Annotated in this window: 12 protein-coding genes; 5 read left to right on the forward strand and 7 right to left on the reverse strand. The window is 55.5% G+C overall.

The window, feature by feature from the left end; all coding sequences use genetic code 11:
- Position 1: 1 nt before the first annotated feature.
- From FF011L_RS04055 to FF011L_RS04065, 3 genes are all read right to left on the reverse strand, one after another.
- Positions 2-955, reverse strand: a complete 954-nt coding sequence (locus FF011L_RS04055) for a DUF1559 domain-containing protein (RefSeq protein WP_145350351.1) — start codon at positions 953-955, stop codon at positions 2-4.
- Positions 956-1,114: 159 nt separating this feature from the next.
- Positions 1,115-2,695: a prenyltransferase/squalene oxidase repeat-containing protein gene (locus FF011L_RS04060; RefSeq protein ID WP_145350353.1), complete on the reverse strand. Its 1,581-nt coding sequence runs from the start codon at positions 2,693-2,695 to the stop codon at positions 1,115-1,117.
- 78 nt (positions 2,696-2,773) lie between these two features.
- Positions 2,774-3,187 (reverse strand): hypothetical protein, encoded by a 414-nt coding sequence (locus FF011L_RS04065; RefSeq protein ID WP_246109726.1) that lies wholly within the window; start codon positions 3,185-3,187, stop codon positions 2,774-2,776.
- A 355-nt stretch (positions 3,188-3,542) separates the two neighbouring features.
- Here FF011L_RS04065 and FF011L_RS04070 point away from each other — a divergent pair, with 355 nt between their 5' ends.
- The 5 genes from FF011L_RS04070 (at position 3,543) to FF011L_RS04090 (ending at position 8,945) form a co-directional block, all read left to right on the forward strand.
- A complete protein-coding gene (locus FF011L_RS04070) occupies positions 3,543-4,337 on the forward strand; it encodes a hypothetical protein (RefSeq protein WP_145350355.1) in 795 nt (264 codons plus the stop codon).
- Positions 4,338-5,322: 985 nt separating this feature from the next.
- Positions 5,323-5,784 carry an RrF2 family transcriptional regulator gene (locus FF011L_RS04075; RefSeq protein ID WP_145350357.1) on the forward strand — a complete coding sequence of 154 codons (462 nt, stop codon included), beginning with the start codon at positions 5,323-5,325 and terminating at the stop codon, positions 5,782-5,784.
- 213 nt (positions 5,785-5,997) lie between these two features.
- Positions 5,998-7,773, forward strand: coding sequence for an NADPH-dependent assimilatory sulfite reductase hemoprotein subunit (locus tag FF011L_RS04080; protein ID WP_145350360.1), 1,776 nt, complete (start codon positions 5,998-6,000; stop codon positions 7,771-7,773).
- Positions 7,774-7,896: 123 nt separating this feature from the next.
- Positions 7,897-8,472, forward strand: a complete 576-nt coding sequence (locus tag FF011L_RS04085; RefSeq protein WP_218932996.1) for a c-type heme family protein — start codon at positions 7,897-7,899, stop codon at positions 8,470-8,472.
- 38 nt (positions 8,473-8,510) lie between these two features.
- Positions 8,511-8,945 (forward strand): GyrI-like domain-containing protein, encoded by a 435-nt coding sequence (locus FF011L_RS04090; RefSeq protein ID WP_145350364.1) that lies wholly within the window; start codon positions 8,511-8,513, stop codon positions 8,943-8,945.
- 835 nt (positions 8,946-9,780) lie between these two features.
- Here FF011L_RS04090 and FF011L_RS04095 read toward each other — a convergent pair.
- From FF011L_RS04095 to eboE, 4 genes are all read right to left on the reverse strand, one after another.
- A complete protein-coding gene (locus FF011L_RS04095) occupies positions 9,781-11,052 on the reverse strand; it encodes a peroxiredoxin family protein (protein WP_246109727.1) in 1,272 nt (423 codons plus the stop codon).
- Positions 11,053-11,219: 167 nt separating this feature from the next.
- Positions 11,220-12,314, reverse strand: a complete 1,095-nt coding sequence (locus FF011L_RS04100; RefSeq protein WP_145350366.1) for a hypothetical protein — start codon at positions 12,312-12,314, stop codon at positions 11,220-11,222.
- Between the two features lie 169 nt (positions 12,315-12,483).
- Positions 12,484-13,065 carry a tRNA-(ms[2]io[6]A)-hydroxylase gene (gene miaE / locus FF011L_RS04105; protein ID WP_145350368.1) on the reverse strand — a complete coding sequence of 194 codons (582 nt, stop codon included), beginning with the start codon at positions 13,063-13,065 and terminating at the stop codon, positions 12,484-12,486.
- 5 nt (positions 13,066-13,070) lie between these two features.
- Positions 13,071-14,258, reverse strand: coding sequence for a metabolite traffic protein EboE (gene eboE / locus FF011L_RS04110; RefSeq protein WP_246109728.1), 1,188 nt, complete (start codon positions 14,256-14,258; stop codon positions 13,071-13,073).
- Between the last annotated feature and the right edge of the window lie 698 nt (positions 14,259-14,956).

Here is a 14,956-nt window from a genome sequence, read left to right on the forward strand (position 1 = left end):
ACTATGGCTGCTGAACGACTTCGCCGCCGCTGATCGAAGCGTTGGCTTGGTGGACTTGTAGGTCCATTGAAAAGTTGATGGAGCGGACCGATCCGTCGGCCATCACCATGTTCCACGCGGCTGAATGGGCACTGCCAAAATCATGACAAACCAAGCAGTCGGTTGAATGATCGCGGCGAGGCGAGCGGACGGCATAGCGGAGGTAGGAGCTGGGTGTATCATTGTCGCGAGGGTCTCCGGCGATCGGTAGTTGGTCGCCTTGGCTGGTGCCGGTTGTGTAGGCTGACGAGTCCATCGATTTTTCGCCGATCAAATACGTTTGGCTCATCCCGTCGATAAAACTGGCTGCCCTGGTACGCCGGCCCATCTGCCAGGCACCCAGGTCATTGATTTCGACCAAGCGTTCGTTGATCCCTTGACTGCCTGGTGGAGGATTTCCGCTGCCACCGCAAATCGCGTAATCGGTACGAGCTCCGGTAGCCCCATACTGGTCATGGTATTTTTCTAGCAGCGGATAAGCTTTTGCGGATCGACGCGATGGGCAGTGAAGCGATTCAACGGGCGATTGGATGGCTTCTTTGCGTTCTTGTGTTAGTAGACCGTGGGGGTCTTCTTGCAAGCGGTTCAAGCGTTCGGCTAGCTGCCTTTGTTCCAGATACTGCATCGTCTGGATGATCCAGTTTGCACCGGTGAGGCGATCGTCGACATCGTTTTGGGGAAAATAGATCAGTTCTGGACGCTGTTCGCCAGCGTATCCGGGGAACTGATTGAATGTCGACTCATAGTTGTGGCAGGCAAGTCCCAATTGTTTCAGGTGGTTCTTGCACTGCATCATACGAGCCGATTCACGGATCGCCTGAACCGCAGGGAGCAGCAGGGCAATCAGCACTCCGATGATTGCGATGACTACCAACAGCTCCACAAGGGTAAATGCTCTTGAATGGTCTCGTCGCATCGGAAGCTCCCCCGTTTCGAAATACCGTCCGTCGAGGAGCCAGCGGAATCCACCCACCTACTCCCGGATTTCAGTATAGCGGTTTCCCGTCGCTTCAAACTCCCCTAAATCAGCCGATTTCGCGAGGCAATTGCCTCTGCCTTGCTCCTATGTTCTGTTTTACAGCGGGAATTCATTGGGGTCGTCGTACAGAGGCAAGTAGCGGTAGTAGACCTCCAGGGTCATGATCGCCATCGCGGTGGTGTAGAGCCGTCCACCGACGTCGCCGTAGTGATCTTTAAAGTGCCAACTGCCTCGTTCGTGACCCTTTTTGGCCTGGGTCTGGACCAGATAATCGCGAACCAGGGGATGCCATTTGTCCCAGCTCGGGTGCCTTGCATGGTGTAAGGCAAGTGTGGCGTAATAGTTGTAGTACACACTTTTTTTGCTTGGCCCCCATTCGATCAATTGGTTTAGCCCGCTTAGTTCTCCCGGGTGCGTAGGGGACCGGCCTAGGTAGAGCTGTGACGCAAGCGCGATGGCCGTCGGTGTCCTGACGTTTCCTGGTTCGCGGTATCCGTAGTGGATGCCATCATCAAGGGACATTGAATCGAGGTACTCACCGATTCGTGAGAAGGTATCCGACGGCATGCTGATTTTTAAACGTTGGGCTCCTTTGAGAGCCATCAATTGCCAACCGGTCAGAGTCACATCGCCTGGGGCTCCGGGGAAATAGCCCCAGCTGCTTGTCGGGTGCCGTGCGGCCAGGATGAAACGAGTCAATTCATCGGACATTAAAACCAGTCCACTATCTTCGGTCATGCTGGCGGCTTCGGCGATCGCAAGGCTGGCGATCCCGTGCCCGTACATGCTTCCCATCTGCAAGTCCGAACCAAATTCAGCCGGCCGCATTTGGCCGCGAAGGTAGTACAGCCCGCGATCGATTTCCTCTTGATAGGGGCCGGAGCGGTTGGTGTAGCCCGCCCCCATAAAGGCAAGCAGGGCCAGCCCGGTCGCTGCGGTTGGTGGGGTCGGCAGGTTGTCTGGGTTTCGCCGAGGGTTGGAGCATTCGCCGTTGCATGGGGCGTTTGACAAATCGAACGACCAGCTACCATCGGATCGCTGGTGGGCGGCCAACCATTTCAGCCCCAGTTCAACAGCCTCTTCGCTTTCTGGGGTCGCTCCGAATTTATCGCCCCAGACTTTACGTCCCGTCGCGGAGCGTCCACCCAGTCCTCCTCCGGAAGGCATCTGAGTGGTTTGCCCCGAGGTCATCGATGCCATGAGTGCGGCGGTCATCGCCTTCGGGTCCGGAGCGCTAGACGCTTTCGGTTCCAAAGGCGAAGCAGGTGTTTGTGCGGCGACCGAAGGAACCGCAAGCGGAACTTCAATCGGTTGTTCCGCTGCCAAAGCTTCGTCGGTGGTCTGTGGGGTCGGCGGGATCAGGGCTTGAAGCGATGCGTCGTTCGTTTGGGATGACTCGGCAGAATCGACTTGCAGCAGAAGACCGCCCCCCCCGTGAGGAGGCACTGTTAGCAGGGCAAGCACCAAAAGGGCAATGGTGTGCAGGATCATGCTAACCAGCCAAGCCGGAACGCGCTCGTCCTTCATCGTGGGGAGCAAATCCGAGCCCGGAAGGTGCCAATTTGCAGCTTCGGACGGTTCGGGGGGTGGGGCAACCGGAGGCGCAGCAACCAACACCGGTGGCACCCTAGATGCTACCGGCGGCACTTCAATCGGAGGGCGAGCAGGGTTGGTCATGCAAAGCGTAGGTGGCAAGAATTCATGAACTGCCAAACCCTAGCTTACTTTTAATCCCCGTTTAGTGAAGATTTAGCGTCAGTGAAGTGCAGCTCGACGCGGTTTGCGAAGTTCGACGCGTTGCTTTTCAGCTAGCCACTGGCGGTTCACTCGCTCGGGGTCCTTCTGAGACCAGGTTTCCCTGTAAAGCGGTGCCCAGACCTCTCGCAAAACCCCGTCGTCATGCCATAGGCATCGATATCGGTCGGGGTTCCATTGGCGTTGAGGCAGTTGCCGGGGCGATTTAACAAGCCGCCAAGCTTTGACATGGTAGATCTGCTGTTCCTCGGACCACTGGTAGAAAACCACTTGGTCAAACACATGACGCCCTGTGTTGTCGAGGAAATGATTCAATTCAATCAGGTCGACCCGCTGCTGAATGACCGTCTCTCCGGCGGCACCGCCCGACAGCAAGCTGTTGACGAACCAAGCTAGAAAAATCACTCCATTCATAACACACGTCCCTTTTTTGAGGTGAATCAGCGTGTACCACTCTTTCGGATTAGCAGATTTCGTTTTGGGGAGGAAGGGGAGTTGGGAGTTGGGAGTTGGGAGTTGGGAGTTGGGAGTTGGGAGTTGGGAGTTGGGAGACACGGAGACACGGAGATGCGGAGTCTGAAGTCTTTGGTGGGATTGCGGTTAGGGTTGGGGGCGGGATGTCGCCCCCCGGATGGATGCGAGAAAAGCGACTGATTCGCTGTCCAAGTGCTGTCCCTACGACCGACATAACCGGTTGGATGGCTCTATTCTGAGGATCGCTACAGTCACAGCGAATGACTCGCCTTCCCCACTTGCGACGGGAGATCTCATGCTTAAGCAGAACGTACTTCTAGTTGGTGTCTTTTTTGTTTTGACGTCCGCCACACACTGGAGCATTCCAAAGGCGCAGGGACAGGATGCACAAGCGAGTCCAGTAGGGGGACATTCGCCCACCGGTTTTTATGTCGATCCATCGACCGGGAATGTGTACCGCAAGGTACAGCGGACGATCGAGCGGCCGGTCACTCAGTACCGCAATGAGACTCGCGAGCGGACGATTTACCGGCACCAGGTCAGCACTCAGATGCAATCTGAAAAGCGAACCTACTATTCGCCTCGAGTTGAATACGGGATGGCGCCGTATTGGAAGAATCGCTGGAACCCATTTGTGCAGCCAACGCTGGCCTACCAATACGTTCCGATGACTCGTTGGGAAGCTCGTAGTGAAACCATTCATCGTCCCACCACAGTGACTAAGTTGGTCCCGGAGAAGCAGGTCGATACGGTGCCGGTGCAAGTGACTGAAAATAAGAAGGAAGCGGTTGTGCACTATGAATTGGTTCATGGTGGGCCCGCTGCATCGCTTGCCGACAACACCGTGATCGCTCGTCTGCAATCGTATCAGCCTCAAAATCAGATCGCGGCGGCAAGCCCAACCCTGCCAGCGCCGACGCTCCCTTCCACTTATTCAACGGCAAGCGGGATTGTAGCGTTGCAAAGCCCGTCGGAACGATCGGGCACGCAAACCGGGATGCGTCCTTCGGTCCTCCAGCCTTCGACTTTGCCGCCGCCAATGATCCCCGCAAATGTCGCCAGCAATCCGATTCTAGATATGCTCCGATAACGTTCGAATGCAAACTTCTTAGCGGCAGGGCGCAAGCCCTCCGGCCCGTCCGCGCATCCTCACAAAAGGCCGGACGGCTCGCGCCGTTCCGGTAAGAGTGGACGCCCGAATGCAAACTTCTTAGCGGCAGGGCGCAAGCCCTCCGGCCTTCCCGCGCATCCTCACAAAAGGCCGGACGGCTCGCGCCGTTCCGCTAAGAAGGGACGTCCGAATGCAAACTTCTTAGCGGCAGGACGCAAGCCCTCCGGCCCGTCCACGCATCCTCACAAAGGCCGGTCGGCTCGCGCCGTTCCGCTAAGAGTGGACGTCCGAATTCAAACTTCTTAGCGGCAGGCCGCAAGCCCTCCGGCCCGTCCGCGCAACCTCACAAAGGCCGGACGGCTCGCGCCGTTCCGCTAAGAGTGGACGCCCGAATGCAAACTTCTTAGCGGCAGGGCGCAAGCCCTCCGGCCCGTCCGCGCATCCTCACAAAGGCCGGACGGCTCGCGCCGTTCCGCTAAGAGTAGACGTCCGAATTCAAACTTCTTAGCGGCAGGTCGCAAGCCCTCCGGCCCGCCCGCGCATCCTCCCAAAAGTCCGGACGGCTCGCGCCGTTCCGCTAAGAGTGGACGTCCGAATTCAAACTTCTTAGCGGCAGGGCGCAAGCCCTCCGGCCCGTCCGCGCAACCTCACAAAAGGCCGAACGGCTCGCGCCGTTCCGCTAAGAGTGGACGTTCGAATGCAAACTTCTTAGCGGCAGGGCGCAAGCCCTCCGGCCCGTCCGCGCAACCTCACAAAGGCCGGACGGCTCGCGCCGTTCCGCTAAGAGTGGACGTCCGAATTCAAACTTCTTAGCGACAGGGCGCAAGCCCTCCGGCCCGTCCGCGCAACCTCACAAAGGCCGGACGGCTCGCGCCGTTCCGCTAAGAAGGAACGGCTGCCCGTTGTTTACCTTGCGAGCAGCGCCTACGATCATACGGTCCCTTCCGATACGATCGTCAAGCTTATGAAACTGACAACACAAACCGATTACGCTTTGAGAACGCTGATGTTTCTCGCGACGCGAACCTCGCGTTCGAATGTCGCTGATGTTGCGACGCTGTTTGGCATTTCGGTGAACCACGTTGCCAAGGTTGTCAATTTATTGGCTCGCGGCGGCTACGTTCGTAGTATCCGTGGCGTCGGAGGCGGGATCGAACTGGCACTCCCCCCCGAACAAATTTCCGTCGGTGAAGTGATCGCGAACATGGAAGGAGACACTCATCTTCTCGCCTGTGTTGGGACCGACGATTCATGTGCTATCCACTCCTTCTGCAAGCTCAAAGGTGTTTTGGCTGAAGCCGAGCGGATCCAGATGGAGTACTTGCTGGGAGTGACACTGGCCGAAGTCGTCCCGCAAAAACGGCAATTGAACCGAATTCAAATTGCCGCGAACGGTTCTCCCGATAAACCGTCCAGTCGATCCTAGTCGATCCTCCGCGGGGGGGCGGACTCCAGTGCCTTCTTTGGGTCACCACGTGCAAGACGTTGGTGCTCTGTCAAAACCGTCACCGATAAATTTATCGTTCCTGACCCGGAAACCGAGATCGCTTGACAGCGGCTATTCGCAATCCTTAAAACATGTAGGACTTATGCATGTTTGCGATTGACCATCTCTCCACATAGCCAAGGAACGACACCGATGACCAAGGAACTCAAAAAGTCAAAGGTCGAGTTAATCAAAGAAGCGAGCGTTGGGCTGCGAGGGAGTATCGCGGAGGAACTCGATGATCGGACGACAGACCACGTCGTCGATGCGACAACCAAACTGCTTAAGTTTCATGGCACCTATCAGCAAGATGATCGCGATTTACGAAAGCCCCGTCGAAAAGAAGGGCTGGGCAAAGCCTATTCGTTTATGGTTCGCAACCGCATCCCCGGCGGCAAAATGACCGCAGCCCAGTTTTTGGGAGAACTGGATATCGCGGACGAACTGGGGAACGGAACCATCCGTATCACGACTCGGCAGAGCATTCAGTTGCACGGAGTTGTCAAGAACAATCTGTGGGGCGTCATCCACCGGATCAACGAAATCAAACTTTCCACGCAAAGCGCCTGTGGCGATGTGACGCGGAACGTTTGCTGCTGCCCTGCCCCGCTTCGTCAGAATGGTCTGCGTGACAAACTGCAGCAGTTGGCCGACGAAATCGCCGTTCACGTCCGTCCGAAAACGAAAGCCTATCACGAGATTTGGATCAAGGACCCGGAGAGCGGCAAACGTCAGCAAGTCGTCGGCGCACCTACCGAATCGGAACCGGATCCCATCTACGGAAACGCCTATCTCCCTCGTAAATTCAAGATTGGGCTGGCACTGTGCGATGATAATTGCATTGATGTGTATGACAATGATGTTGGCCTGCTAGGCGTGACCGAAGGGGATGAGCTGATTGGTTTTAATATCCTTGCCGGTGGTGGGATGGGGACGACACCTAGCAAAAAACAATGTTTCCCTGCTTTGGCAAAACGTCTGACGTTTGTCAAAACGGAGCATTTGTTGCCGATCATTACGGCCATCATTTTGGTGCAACGCGATTTCGGGAACCGTGCCGATCGCAGCCAAGCTCGCTTGAAATATCTGATTCATAACTTGGGGCTTCCCGAATTTAAATCGAAGGTCGAAGAATACCTACCCGCAGCCGAATCGATTTGCGGAGTTCCTGCGGGGACCGTGCCCTGCCCGTTGCCCGAACCCCATGCTGCGGATGTAACAGGGCATGAAGACCATCTTGGCTGGCATGATCAAGGAGACGGGAAATGGTTTCTGGGATTGCCGATTGAAAATGGACGAGTCAAAGACGAAGGGGCTTTGCGTCTGAAGACGGCCCTGCGAACGCTTTTCTCGCATCACGTCGCTACCGCACGTTTAACGGCTCACCAAAACATTCTTCTTTGTGATATCGAAGGATCGCAGAAAGAAGAAATCGAAAAGGTGCTTGCCGATCACGGCGTGGTTACCGTCAACCAGATCAGTAATGCAAGGCGATTCGCGTTCGCCTGCCCTGCCCTTCCGACTTGCGGTCTTGCCGTAACCGAAAGTGAACGTGCACTACCCGGTTTGATCGATGAACTTGAAACCGAATTGAAAGATCAAGGGTTGGAGTCCGAAGAGTTCTCGATCCGAATGACTGGGTGTCCGAACGGGTGTGCGCGACCCTATAACGCCGATCTCGGTTTGGTCGGACGGAGTGTGGATGGCAAAACGGGAGAAGGACGATACACCGTGTTTCTGGGGGGGAACCAGATTGGAACTCGCATGAATCAAGTTTTCCAAGACCAAGTCCCACGCGGCGAAATTGTTTCGGTTTTGCGTCCTGTCCTGAAACACTTCAAAGAAGGCCGGCAAGGGAAGGAAACGTTCGGGGATTTTTGTAATCGTATCGGCATGCAGGCTCTGGCAGCGCTTGGTAATCCCGTCTGATTGCGGCCAAGTCTGTTGGATATCGAGTGGTAATATTTGACATCGATATCGCTGGATATTAAAACATGCATGAGTCGTGCATGTTTGGTGTTTTTTGTCTGCTTTAAAATTTGGATCGTCCGTATGAAACGTGCAACCCTTCTGTCTTTCGCTGCCGCCTTATTGTTTGGGATGGTCGTCATCGCCGCACCCCAGATCACTCCACTAGCTGCCGCGCCCGTTCAGGACGATGTTCAAGAAGCAAAGAAAGAGCGAAAGAAGCCAGGTAAAAAGGCGGTGGAACGCTCGCGGAAAACCGTTGCAATGTTGGACAATATTTTCAAGCAAACGATTGTCCTGGTGACAGACAAATACGTTCATAGCGACGACGACTTTGCCGCTGGAAGCGCCGCGGTGCTGCTGTTTAAAAACATTTCGGAAAGCGGTGACAACACGATCCGTCTGATTGATGCGACGGGGGATCCCTATGAACCAGACAACGTCGCCAAGGACGCCTTCGAAAAGAACGGATTGAAGAAGCTGAAGCAAGGAGAGCAAAGCGTAGACGCAGTGGTGAACATCGATGGGAAACCCCACTTGCGTGCTTTGACAGCCGTTCCGGTTGTTATGCAAAAGTGTGTGATGTGTCACGCTCACTACAAAGACGTACCCGCCGGGGAACCTATCGGAGCGATCAGTTACACGGTCCCGATTGAATAACCCATCCGCATCGGTTCACAAATGGACTGTGAAATCTTATGGAAACCGAAAGGCAATCAGCTCGCACGCTATACGGGATCGAAGTTCGCACGTCGAACGCGACGCCAGATGATATCGCAGCGGTCTGGAAGCGTTTTTTCACCGAAGGTTTGGCGGACGAAATTCCTCAGCGAGCCGATGACAAATTGATTGCAGCCTACTTCGACTATGAAGGGGACCACACGCAACCCTACAGGTTCTTTCTGGGCTGTGAGGTAATCGACGTAGCATGTGTGGCCGACGGTTACGTGCTCCGCTCTCTACCAGCGGGAGAATACGCGATCTTTCACGCATTCGGCGAAATGCCAGATGCGTTGTTAGACACCTGGGAAAGGATTTGGGATAGCGAACTGCCGCGTACCTACGAAGCCGACTTCGAAGTCCACGATCTAGAAACGCCCCACGAAGTCGCTCTCTATATCGGCGTCCGTTAACGCGGGCCTGTTGGTACTAGATCAGGTGGATACCTGCGGGATCGGATCACCTGATGCCAACTACTTTCTTAGCGGCAGGGCGCAAGCCCTCCGGCCCGTCCACGCAACTTCACAAAGGCCGGACGGCTCGCGCCGTTCCGCTAAGAGTGGACGTCCGAATGCAAACTTCTTAGCGGCAGGGCGCAAGCCCTCCGGCCCGTCCGCGCAACTTCACAAAGGCCGGACGGCTTGCGCCGTTCCGCTAAGAGTGGACGCCCGAATGCAAACTTCTTAGCGGCAGGGCGCAAGCCCTCCGGCCCGTCCGCGCAACCTCACAAAGGCCGGTCGGCTCGCGCCGATCCGCTAAGAGTGGACGTCCGAATGCAAACTTCTTAGCGGCAGGGCGCAAGCCCTCCGGCCCGTCCGCGCAACCTCACAAAGGCCGGACGGCTCGCGCCGTTCCGCTAAGAGTGGACGTCCGAATTCAAACTTCTTAGCGGCAGGGCGCAAGCCCTCCGGCCCGTCCGTGCATCCTCACAAAGGCCGGACGGCTCGCGCCGTTCCGCTAAGAGTGGACGTCCGAATGCAAACTTCTTAGCGGCAGGGCGCAAGCCCTCCGGCCCGTCCGCGCAACTTCACACAAGGCCGGTCGGCTCGCGCCGTTCCGCTAAGAAGGGACGTCCGAATGCAAACTTCTTAGCGGCAGGGCGCAAGCCCTCCGGCCCGTCCGCGCAACCTCACAAAGGCCGGATCGGCTTGCGCCGATCCGCTAAGAAAACCGCCAGCATATGCCAACGTAGATGGCATCGGTGGATCGCCGACGGTTCGAGTGCCAAAGGGCCGGGAAGTGTTTCCTCTATGGCCTCCGTCCACCCTGTGGTTGATTCTTGCGAAAGGGATTGTTGCCTGATCCTCCTGGGCCTCGCCGCCGGTTCATGCCTGGTCGTTCACCGTCGGAACCAGGTCGCATTCCTCCGCCTGGGGCACCTTGGCCTCGGTTGAAACTGTATGTGCGTGAGTTTCGATCCTCGGGGGTGAATGAGATGGTGTATTTGTGGGTCATGGCCTCGCACATGCCTGGAGCGCAGGCGAAGTAATGCAGCGACAGGTTGATGTCGCTAAGCGGGGTGTTGCCATCGATGTTGACCCAGAATTGTCGCGGCTGAGCATCGCTATCTCCTGGCCCCTTTTTCGCTACCGCCGTTGCTGGATCGGCTTGGATACCCGCGGGCAATTGCAGTTCGTACTTCATCCCGGGTGTCAGGTTGTTCCAGTGAGCATCATGAATGGGGTCGGGATAGAAACCGAGGAATAATCGTCCTGTTCCCGTTTCCAAGAGGGCTGGTTCGGCTTCGGCTCGCAGTTTGACGTAGTACGTATCTGCTGGGTTTTCAGGCGTGGTTTTCAGGATTACCAAACCATCGGGTCGCTCGACCAAAATGTCGTTTGTGACATTCGTCGATCGGAATCGAGCCAGTTGTGGAAGCTGGAGATCACGAGCGGAGGTCGGGTTTTCGATGGGGCCTACCAGTTTTGACAACGCTTGTTGCAGGCCATCACCGTTCATTCTATCGGCGGCGTAGACGATTTCGGAATCGGGCGAGATAACGAAGACTGAATTGGAATTGGTTTTCATTGCGACACGAAACGAATCATCGATGGTGTCAGCGATCCAAGGGACATTTGTGCCTAGTTTCTTTTTCGCCTCGGTAACCTGCAGCAAGCGTTCGCTCATGTTCTGGGCTTGGACATAACCTTCACGTTCGGGATGGCGAAGGCTTTGAAAGACGTAAAAGAACTGGACGTCTTTGTCCGCATAGTCTTTTGCAATCGCTTCGACGTCCGCGTAGGCTCGCAAGAATTCAGGGCACGTCAGGCAGCCCGTTTTCAGGACCGTGTATTTCCCTTGGATGAGGTCCCGGACCTTAATCGGTTTGCCGTCCGCGGTGAACGCGTCGGTGTCGGGAAGAAGCCCATGGCTGACGACGATTGGTTGTCTTCCACCACCGCCCTGCCCTCGTTGCATTCCGCCGCGTCCTTGGCCGCCTGGGGGCTGTGCAAGCAAGGTCGCTCCGCTTGAACAGAGAAAGAGCGAAAAGCTAGCAGCAAGAAGAGAAAAGCGATTCATCGTCGGTTCCTGATAAATGACTTGGACGGGGCAATAGGAACTAAAACCCGGCTAGTCAGGAATATCTACCGACAAAATTCTTTTTTAGTGGCGCGGGCCGCCAGCCCGTCTCATTTCAACGCTTCATTTTCCACTCGTATCGTTTTCGTGCTGTAATTCTTTGGCGGTCACTCGCTGGCAGCCTGAGCTAATTGGTGCCCCAATTTGTCTTCCGGGTTTGGGGCGGGGTTTAGGAAGGCCTGTTGTGCGTCTTGGTAATCGAGGATGGCGACTCGCACATCGACCGGGAGGCTACGGATGCTGCGATCGACGTGCGGGTCGACTCGGCCTCGCAGGACTTGCCCCAGCCAATCGGCGGAAATCTGTGGCTCGGATTTATCCAGTACGTTGACGACGTGTCGAAACAGACTGGGGACCGATGACTTGCGCGACGGTGGCGTTTGGCTGGCCAATTTCCGTAGTCTTGATTCCGATTTAACCAATTCCATTGCCGCCCTGCGGACTGCCGGGTCGCAGTCCAAAAAGGTTGCAACGATGAAGCTCGCTTGGCCGACTCGAACGGTTTCTGAATCCAAGCCTGCAAACGTTGATTTTGTGGAATCGGCCGTGATCGATACGTCCAGCAAACCGCCTCGCCAAGAAAGAGGCACCGACAACAGCAGTTCAAATTGTTTGTCTCCTTCCAGAACTTGTAGCGCGGTGGCTCGTAGTTTGAAGTAAACCCCTTTGCCTCGTCCTAGCGTTCCACTTGCCGCGACCACTTCAACCGGGGCGACTCGTTTGTACTTGACGCTTTCTGTTTCTTTTTTGCCCATGTCACCCAGCATGCTGCCGTCGGCGACCGATGGATAGCCTCCTTTAATGGACAGTCCCATGCTTTGGCTTTTCTCGTTCGACCGTGAAACTTCCATGCCGCCTTCGTAGGGGCTGGAAACTTCGGTCCGAGGTGCGTAGTCGGCGACGCTTGCCTGTGCATCCAGGCTGAAGACGCGGACCATGATTTGGTCAACACGCGGGGATCGCGGCGAATCGATCAGGGCTGAAATCCGCAGAGGGATTCGCACCAGTTGTTGACCCGGCAGCGGATTGGCCGTTTCGCAAGGGACCACGGAATCGGCCACAGCCAATGGCGGAAGGTCGAAACGGATGGTGGGATCGGCGGCCGTCAGCGCGGTTGTCAGCGTAAGGGCCGTCAACAGCGGCAAGCACCGCGAACGAATTCCAGAAGATAGCGACGATAATAAAATCGATGGCTGAGTCATCGGTTTTCCTTTCCTTTAGATGGACTTCCGTTTCAGGCCGCATCTTGCGACATCTTCGCTTCCATCCAGGAAGGAGCTTGATGTGACCAACATCAAGGCAAAGCCATCCTATGGGGTTTGCTCTCCAGGGCAAGTCATACCTGCTGGCGAGCCTTGCTTGTCGGTGGTTCTAGCTGTGCATTCTAGGTAGCGAACTGCCTGCGGAAATAATTTCGGCCTCTTGATGAGACAGTTCGTTTAGGCGGTCGCGGACCAGGTTACGGTCGGCGTATTTCTCTGCCAGTTGAACGTAGGTCGTGTGATGCCGAGCCTCACTTTCAAACAAACCGGCATAAAATACCGAGAGCTCAGGGTCCCGCTGAGAGACATGTTTCGCTAGCAAGGAGAACCGTTCACAGCTTCTCGCTTCGATCAAGCTGGCAACCAACAACCGATCAAGAATACGTTCGGGTTCTCGTTTGCGGATGCACTCGTTTAAGCTTTTCCCGTAGGGTCCGGGAGTGAGTCGGTGGAATTCGATTTGACGGGCATCGAGGATTTCTAGGACCATTTCAAAATGCTCCAGTTCCTCTTCGATAATCCGTTTCATTTCGCGGCAGAGGTCGCGGTCTTCGGTGTAGGCGTTGATCAAAGCCATCGCCGTGGAAGCCGCTTTCCGTTCGCAGTAGGCATGGTCGATCAAAATTTGATCAAGGTCCTCATCGACTTGTTTTAACCAAGCGTCGTGGCATATCGGTTGCAGGTGAAGCATGTCGGTTATTCTCCCAGCAGGCTTGGAAGGCCCTGCCGTGTTAGCACTTGGTTTAGCCAGGAAAGTTCCGAGGCGATATCTTTTGCTAGGCCGTGTCGACGCATTGATTCGGGGAGGACCGTCCATGCGTACGTTTCCACTTCAAGGTCTCCGAGGAATTCAGGAGCGTCGCTGCGTTGGAGGCATTGCAGGCAGTATTCGATTTGATCGCGAGTCGTTCCCAGGTTGCCAAATTTTTCTAAGAAGATGGGGACATGAAAGTGGATTCGCCAGGCGTCGTCGTTCAGGTCTGTGCTTTCCTGTTGGATCAATTCTGGCAAGTCTTCGATTAACCGGAAGCGTCCGTCGTCGCTTCGGCATCCCGTCTGGTGCAAGTAGCGGTCTTCGGCAAATTCTGCCAATTGGGCGAAAGCTTCCGCTCTTCGTCCTTTGGACATGATGGACCAGTCCACTTCAATTGCGTTGCTGACTTGGACTTTGCCGATCGTCACTCCTGCGGCGGAGTAGGCGGCCAGGGCATCGGCTTGGTCTTCAAACATTACTGCGGAATGACAGACGTCGTGGCAGACGGTCAGGTAGCGGCGATGCCAAGCTTCGCTGAGTTGCGAATCGAAAAACTGAGTGACGTCTTTGGCGGAATCAAGGATGCAGCCCGGTTCGGGTTCGATGGCGACAACAATACGCTGTCCGCTCCGGTCTTCTAGTTCTCGCAGGTGGCTGGCAACGGTCCTGAAGTTTTCGCCAGCACGAGCGATCGCTGTTGCATCGGCCGTCGGTGAGGGCCAGCCGATCGGAAGCGTACTGATCGAACCGCCACGTCCGTCTGGCAGCAAGCGAGCTAAGATGTCCGCCAAGCGGATCGTGTAGTCGCGTCGTTCATCCGTCCACCACGCCGGTTCGTAGACTTGGTGTTTGACGATTTCCTGGTGGAAATTGTCGTAGGGGAAACCGTTGATGGTGTAGGGCTGTAAGTTTCGTTCTTGCAGCCATAACGAAAACGCTTCGGCGGCTCCCTCTTCGCATAATTCTTCTGCCGCTTTGGCGGGCAGCCATAGCCCGACGGCAAGTCGTTCTTTGCGTAAATCTTGACGGACCGAAACCGCATAGGTTTCAAGATTTGTCCGGATCGAATCCATGTCTGTCCCGGCATGCACATTCGTGCAATATCCAAGGGCCCAATGGGGAGTACTCACGCAAGTCACCTGTGTGTGTCTTATAAAATAGGCTCACCAACGGCAAGCTTCCTAGCGATTTAACCGTACCAGGATAACTCTAATCAGGGCGTCTTGGGCAACCGGGGTAGCCGGCAAAAAAAGTGGTGTTCAAGGAACAGGGAACCCGAAGCGAAACAGGCTGTCGTTTTAATCGAAGACAGAGAACGATTGTAGCCTTCCGCTCGGGACGTGCGATTCATAAGTTGCGAATAAGTCTCAGGGAGCGGGTTGGGATTTGGGTCTCTTGCCACACCACTGCAATCCTCTAGCAAACCGCCAACCTATAAATCGCACGTCCCTCAGGAAACTCTCTTTCGCGTATTTCGTGTATTTCGCGGTTGTAAAAATCAGCAGACGCGGCTCCCAGCCACAACGAAAATTGGGAAATATTTCAACCGCGAAAAATGCAAAAAACGCGAAAGAAGAAGGCGGTTCAAAAAATGATTACATTCCTTGGGGACGTGCGATTCATAAGTTGCGAATAAGTCTCAGGGAGCCAAGCCCCTAAGCCGTTGCGTGAGCGAGGGACGGAAAGAACATGCCGCTATCCCTCGCTTACGCAGCGGGTTGGGATTTTGGTCTCTTGCCACATCACTGCAATCCTCTAGCAAACCGCCAACCTATAAATCGCACGTCCTTCGCGAAAATAGCATTGAAGGTCGTTCTTTCGCTCGGGG

The sequence above is a fragment of the Roseimaritima multifibrata genome, assembly GCF_007741495.1.
Classification (GTDB): Bacteria; Planctomycetota; Planctomycetia; order Pirellulales; family Pirellulaceae; genus Roseimaritima; species Roseimaritima multifibrata.